Raw genomic sequence first — 6,029 nt, 5'->3', positions numbered from 1 at the left:
TGCCTGGAGCCTGATGCACCGAAACCCTTTCGCCACGTCCCACGTAAGCAGGTCACGCCCGGAAGACGGCCTTTCGGGAGTTCGACGGAGAGGTCCATGAGGAGGATGGGTTCGTCTATGGCTCGAGCCTGGCTGTGGGGGCTGGGTCTGGTGTTCGCGGTCGATGCTCACGCGGAAATCCTGACCGCCAGCAAGGCGGTGCAGCTCGCGCTCAAGAACAACTCCCAGGTGATCGGCGCCGAGGCAGGGGTGCTGGACGCCAGGGCCGGCCTTTACGGCGCCTATTCAGGGATCCTGCCCAATCTCAGCGCGTCGATCTCGCGCAGCGGACGGCTGACCAAGGACGCGGTCGGTAACTCGGCGATCGGCGGCATCGCGTTCCCGCCGCAGACCACTTTCCGCGACGAGTCTTACTCGACCCAGCCGGTCGTCAGCGGGCGTTGGAACATTCTCAGCCTCTCGAACCTGAGCGACTTCTCCTCGGCGCGCAGCGGCCTCCGAGCCGCGAAGCAGAGTCAGCAGGCGACGCGCAACGACGTCGCGCTGGCCGCGCGGCGTCAGTTCTACGAAGTGGTCCGCGCGGTGCGCCTGGCGCAGGTCAGCAGCGGCGCGGTGCGGCTGTCGCGCGACGACGAGCGCCGGGTGAGAGCGCTGTTCGAAGTCGGCTCGGTCTCGCGCAGCGAGCTCTACCGCGCCCAGGTGCGCACTTCGCAGAGCCAGCTCGATTCCGTGCTGTCCTGGCATCAGGTCACCGTCCAGCGCATCGCGCTCGCCCGGCTGCTGGGCATCCGCGAGTCCGCGATGGGGGAAGTGGACACGTTGCTCACCGCAACTCCGATCGAAGTCGACGAGCCCGCCTTGATCGCCGAGGCGGCGAAGAACCGGCCGGATCTGCAGGCGGCGGACAACGAGCTGATCTCGGCCAAGGCGTCCGTCAACTCGGCGCGCTTCCTGAGGCTTCCCTACATCACGCTCGGCGGGCAGGTGGCCCTCCAGTCCTCGTCGACGTCGACCTTCGACCAGCCGGCTCAGGACTCCCTGGGCGCCGAGATCCCGGGCTCGAGCCTCACCAGCAACACCCGGCTCGAGACCGATCGCTCGTACGGAGGCCAGGTCGCCCTGAATTGGGACTTCTTCGATGGGCTCGCGACCGACGCCCGGATCGCTGCGAACAGGGCCCGGCAGATGCGGGCCCAGGAGAATCGAGACGCCCTCTACCGCAACCTGGAGAGCGAGGTGCACCAGGCCGTGATGACCTACCGCGAAGCCTTGGAGGGAGATCGGCTAGCGCGCCGGACGCTGGAGTCGGCGACCGAGAACCTGAAGCTGATCCAGGAGAAGTACAATGTCGGGTCTTCGACCATTCTGGATCTGATCGACGCGCAGGTGCAGCTCCAGCGTGCCCAGAGCGACGTCGTTTCCGCCCTTGCGGCCATTCGGGTCGCCGAGGCTCAATTGAACCGCGTCCGGGGCCGCGCCGAGTAGCGCGCCGTCCGAGGAGGAATCAGAGGCTCCCATGAAGAAGAAAAAGTGGCTGTGGATCGGTTTGGGGGTCGCCCTGCTCCTGGTTCTCGTCGGGGTCAACATGGCGGCGCAGGGCGGCAAGAAGGGAATGGCCGTCCAGATGGCTCGTGTGCGCACCGAGGACATCACCTCCAAGGTCCGGGCTCCGGGCAAGATCGAGCCCAAGACCCAGGTCAAGATCAGCGCCGACATCATGGGCAAGGTGACGCATCTGGCCGTCAAGGAGGGGGACACGGTCAAGAGGGGCCAGCTCCTGCTCCAGCTCGATCCGGTCCAGCGGACGGCCGATCAGGTGCAGGCCCGCACCGCATTGGCCTCGGCCAAGGCTCGTCAGCGCGATGCCGACAGCAAGTTCAAGGTGGCCGAGTCGAACTTCCAGCGCCAGAAGGCGCTCTACGAGCAGAAGCTGCTCTCGAACGCGGAGTGGGATCAGGCGACCTCCACGTTCGAGGCCGCGCGTGAGGCTGCGAACGGCGCGCGCGAGGAGGTGGCGCGCTCACAGGCGGCGCTCACCGCCGCCACCGACAACCTGTCGAAGACGCGCATCGTGGCGCCGATCGACGGTGTGGTCAGCGCGCTCTACATCGAGGAAGGCGAGATCGTGATCATGGGGACCATGAACAACGCGGGCACCCAGATCCTCACGGTCTCCGACTTGTCGCGCATGGTGGTGAAGGCGGACGTCGACGAAACCGACGTGGTCGACATTCGCCTCGGGCAGAAGGCCAAGATCACCGTCGACGCCTTGCCCGATAGCGCGTACGACGGCACGGTCACCGAGATCGCGAACACCGCCAAGCGCAGCGCCACCGGCGGGGTCGTCGAGGGCCAGACCAACTTCGAGGTCGAAGTGACGTTCGACGCCACCGTGAGCGAAGTGCGTCCCGGCATGACCGCGGACGTCGAGATCGAGACCGCCACGCACCCCAAGACCAACGGCGTGCCGATCCAGGCGGTGGTGGTCCGCACCGAGCGCGAGATCGAGCGCGCCACGAAGAAGGGCGGTGCCAAGGAGCGGCGCGCGCGTCGCAGCGACGCCGTTGCCGCCGAGGAGGACACCGTCGGCCGCAAGGACAAGGAGATCACCGGCGTGTTCGTGGTGCGCGAGGGAATCGCCAAGTTCGTTCCGGTGAAGACCGGCATCGCGAGCGAGACGATGATCGAGATCGCCGGCGACCTGAAGCCCGGAGAGTCGGTGGTGACGGGGCCCTACAAGGCGTTGCGCGAGCTCAAGCCGGAGCAAAAGGTCCGCCAGGAGCAGGCCGGCGGCGCGGGCGGGGCGCGCAAACGGGGGTAGCCACGTGCTGATCGAAATCCGCGGGCTGCATCGAATCTATGAGGTCGGCGATGAGAAGGTCCACGCGCTGAACGGCGTAGACCTCGACATCGAGCAGAACGAATACGTGGCCATCATGGGTCCGTCGGGCTCGGGCAAGTCGACCCTGATGAACATCGTGGGCTGCCTCGACACGCCCTCCGATGGGCGCTACATGCTCAAGGGCACCGACGTCGGCAAGCTCTCCGACGACGAGCTTGCGCGGATCCGCAACCGCGAGATCGGCTTCGTGTTCCAGACCTTCAACCTGCTGGCCCGCGCAGACGCCTTGCACAACGTCGAGCTGCCGCTCGTGTACGCCGGCGTGCGGCACGAAGAGCGCCGCCAGCGGGCGCGCGAGGCCTTGGAGGCCGTCGGTCTCAGCGATCGCATGAAGCACAAGCCCAACGAGCTGTCGGGCGGCCAGCGACAGCGGGTGGCGATCGCCCGCGCGCTGGTCAACAAGCCCAGCATCATCCTCGCCGACGAGCCCACCGGAAACCTCGACACCGCGACCGGCGAGGAGATCATGGCCTCGTTCGAGCGCATCTGGAAGCAGGGCAACACCGTCATCCTGGTCACTCACGAGGCCGACGTCGCCGCCAAGGCGCGGCGGGTGGTGCGCATGAGGGACGGCAAGATCGAGAGCGACGTGCGGACGGCGTCGGCGCCGCAGATGGCGCGGCCATGAACCTCCGCGAATCGGCGGGCATGGCGCTGGCGGCCCTGCGCGCCAACAAGCTGCGCTCGTTTCTCACGCTGCTCGGCACGATCATCGGCGTCATGTCGGTGATCGCGGTGCTTTCGTTCGTCGAAGGCCTCAATCGCTTCGTCTCCGAGAAGCTCCTCGCCAGCGGCTCCAACGTGTTCTACGTGGACAAGTACGGCTTCATCACCAGCCAGGAGGAGTACGAGGAGGTCCGCGACCGCCCCGACATCACGATCGACGACGCCGACGCCATTCGCGCGGGCACCCCTCACGCCACGCTGGTGATCGCGCAGGGCAACGCTCAGGTGGTGGCGCGCTACCGCAACAAGGAGCAGAAGGGCGTCAGTCTGCGCGGCCGGAGCGCCGGCTTCGAGCTGGTGGACGACTACGCGATCGGAGCGGGGAGGACCTACACGGACGTCGACGATCAGCGCCGCCGCATGGTGTGCGTGATCGGCCCCGAGCTCGCCGAGGATCTGTTCGGCAATCTCGACCCCGTGGGTCGTTCCATTCGGCTTGGAATCGACACGTACGAGGTGATCGGCGTGACGGTGGCGAAGGGCAAGTTGCTCGGGCAGAGCCAGGATCGCTTCGCCGCGATCCCGATGAGGACCTTCGTCAAGACCCACCTGGAGCGGGGGTCGATCGACATCTCGGTGAAGAGCGTCGACCAGGCTTCGATGCCGCTCGCGCAGCAGGAGGTGCGCAACGTACTGCGCGCGCGGCGCCATCTGCGCCCGGGCCAACCGGACGATTTCGGCATCACCACGTCCGAGAACGTGATGCAGCTCTACAACACGCTCACCGGCGGCATTTACGTGGTCACCATCGGCGTCGCGGCGATCTCGCTGATCGTGGGCGGAATCGTGATCATGAACATCATGCTGGTTTCCGTGACCGAGCGGACGCGGGAGATCGGCATCCGCAAGGCGATGGGCGCGCCGCGCCGGGCGATCCTCACGCAGTTCCTGGTGGAGTCCACCACGCTGTCGGTGAGCGGCGGCCTGATCGGGATCATCGCCGGAATATCTCTCTCGCTGCTGGCGGCGGCGGTCTCGCCGTTGCCGGCGGCGGTCAGCATTCCCTCGATCATCGCCGGCATCCTGATGTCAGGTCTGATCGGAATCTTCTTCGGCTCGTATCCGGCCTGGAGAGCGGCGCGGCTCGATCCAATCGAAGCGCTGCGTTACGAGTAGAGCAATGGACTTCTCTCTGCTGCGCGAGACGTTCCGCATGGCGGGCCTGGCGCTGATCGCCAACCGGCTCCGCTCGGTGCTGGCGCTGCTCGGCATCGTCATCGGCGTGGGCACGGTCATCGGCATGGTGGCGCTGGTGAACGGCTTTCAGCGCTCTTTCCAGCAGAGCATCCAGTCGTTCGGCAACAACACCATCTACATCCGCCGTATTCGCCCCGGCATCCAGTTCAGCGACGGCGTGCCCGACAGCCTCAAGCAGCGCAAGGCGTTCACCATGGAGGATGCCGCCGCCATCATGGAGCGCTGCCCTTCGGTCAAGGCGATCGCGCCGTTCAAATGGCCATGGGTGGACATCCGCGTGTCCCATCGCGACCGCGCGACCCGCGGGCTCTTCGTGTTCGGCACCAACGAGCACTACCTGACGACCCATGGCTACGACCTCGCCCGCGGGCGCTTCTTCACCGCCGAGGAGTGCGACCGCCGCGCCAACGTGGTCGTGCTCGGCAAGGACACGCGCGAGACGCTGTTCAAGGACGCCTCGGGCATCGGCCAAAAGGTCCACCTGAATGGCATCCCGTTCACCGTGATCGGCGAGTACGAGGTGAAGGGCCGGATGCTCGGCAACAACTTCGACGCAGTCGCGACGATCCCCTACTCGACCATCGACAAGTACTTCCCGGTGCCGCAGGACGCTCCACCATGGTTCCCGAAGCGCGGGGAGCTCTTCCTCGACGCGATCGCGCAGACGCCCGAGCTGAGCGACCAGGCGCAGAAGGAGATCATCGAGGTGCTGCGCATCCGGCGGCATCTGCCCAGCAACAAGGGCAACAACTTCGTGGTCTTCACCGACGACGCCTTCCTGGGCCTCTACAACGCGCTCACCGGCGGGATCTTCGCGCTGATGACGCTGATCTCGAGCATCTCGCTGCTGGTGGGAGGGATCGGGGTGATGAACATCATGCTGGTGGCCGTCACCGAGCGGACCCGCGAGATCGGCGTGCGCAAAGCGCTCGGCGCGCGGCGCAAGACGATCATGACCCAATTCCTGATGGAGTCGATCGTGCTCACCGCCGTCGGTGGAGTCATCGGCATCCTGCTGGGCTCCGGCATCTCGTGGGTGATCCACGCGGCGAGCAAGCTCCCGACCTATGTCTCCATGTGGTCGGTGATCACCGGACTCACCTTCTCCGCGATCGTGGGCATCATCTTCGGACTCTACCCGGCGATGCGGGCCTCGCGGCTCGATCCGGTCGACTCCCTGCGCTGGGAGTGATCCTCGCTCGAT

Annotated in this window: 5 protein-coding genes; all 5 read left to right on the top strand. The window is 66.3% G+C overall.

The genetic code is table 11. From position 1 onward, the window contains the following. Nucleotides 1–117 precede the first annotated feature (117 nt). From VFQ05_13240 to VFQ05_13220, 5 genes are read left to right on the top strand one after another with little or no spacing between them, the layout of a single operon-like run. Nucleotides 118–1,485, top strand: a complete 1,368-nt coding sequence (locus VFQ05_13240; protein ID HET9327724.1) for a TolC family protein — start codon at nucleotides 118–120, stop codon at nucleotides 1,483–1,485. A gap of 31 nt (nucleotides 1,486–1,516) precedes the next feature. Beyond that, on the top strand, nucleotides 1,517–2,821 hold the full coding sequence (locus VFQ05_13235; protein ID HET9327723.1) for an efflux RND transporter periplasmic adaptor subunit: 1,305 nt from the start codon (nucleotides 1,517–1,519) through the stop codon (nucleotides 2,819–2,821). 4 nt (nucleotides 2,822–2,825) lie between these two features. Then, entirely contained in the window at nucleotides 2,826–3,530 is a 705-nt protein-coding gene (locus VFQ05_13230) for an ABC transporter ATP-binding protein (protein HET9327722.1), read from the top strand. Next, nucleotides 3,527–4,744, top strand: a complete 1,218-nt coding sequence (locus tag VFQ05_13225) for an ABC transporter permease (protein HET9327721.1) — start codon at nucleotides 3,527–3,529, stop codon at nucleotides 4,742–4,744. The genes VFQ05_13230 and VFQ05_13225 overlap by 4 nt, the downstream gene beginning before the upstream one ends. A gap of 4 nt (nucleotides 4,745–4,748) precedes the next feature. Beyond that, on the top strand, nucleotides 4,749–6,017 hold the full coding sequence (locus VFQ05_13220) for an ABC transporter permease (GenBank protein HET9327720.1): 1,269 nt from the start codon (nucleotides 4,749–4,751) through the stop codon (nucleotides 6,015–6,017). Nucleotides 6,018–6,029 lie beyond the last annotated feature (12 nt).

Source organism: Candidatus Eisenbacteria bacterium (genome assembly GCA_035712145.1).
Lineage (GTDB): Bacteria > Eisenbacteria > RBG-16-71-46 > RBG-16-71-46 > RBG-16-71-46 > DASTBI01.
This window is presented reverse-complemented; position numbering and strand designations above follow the sequence as displayed.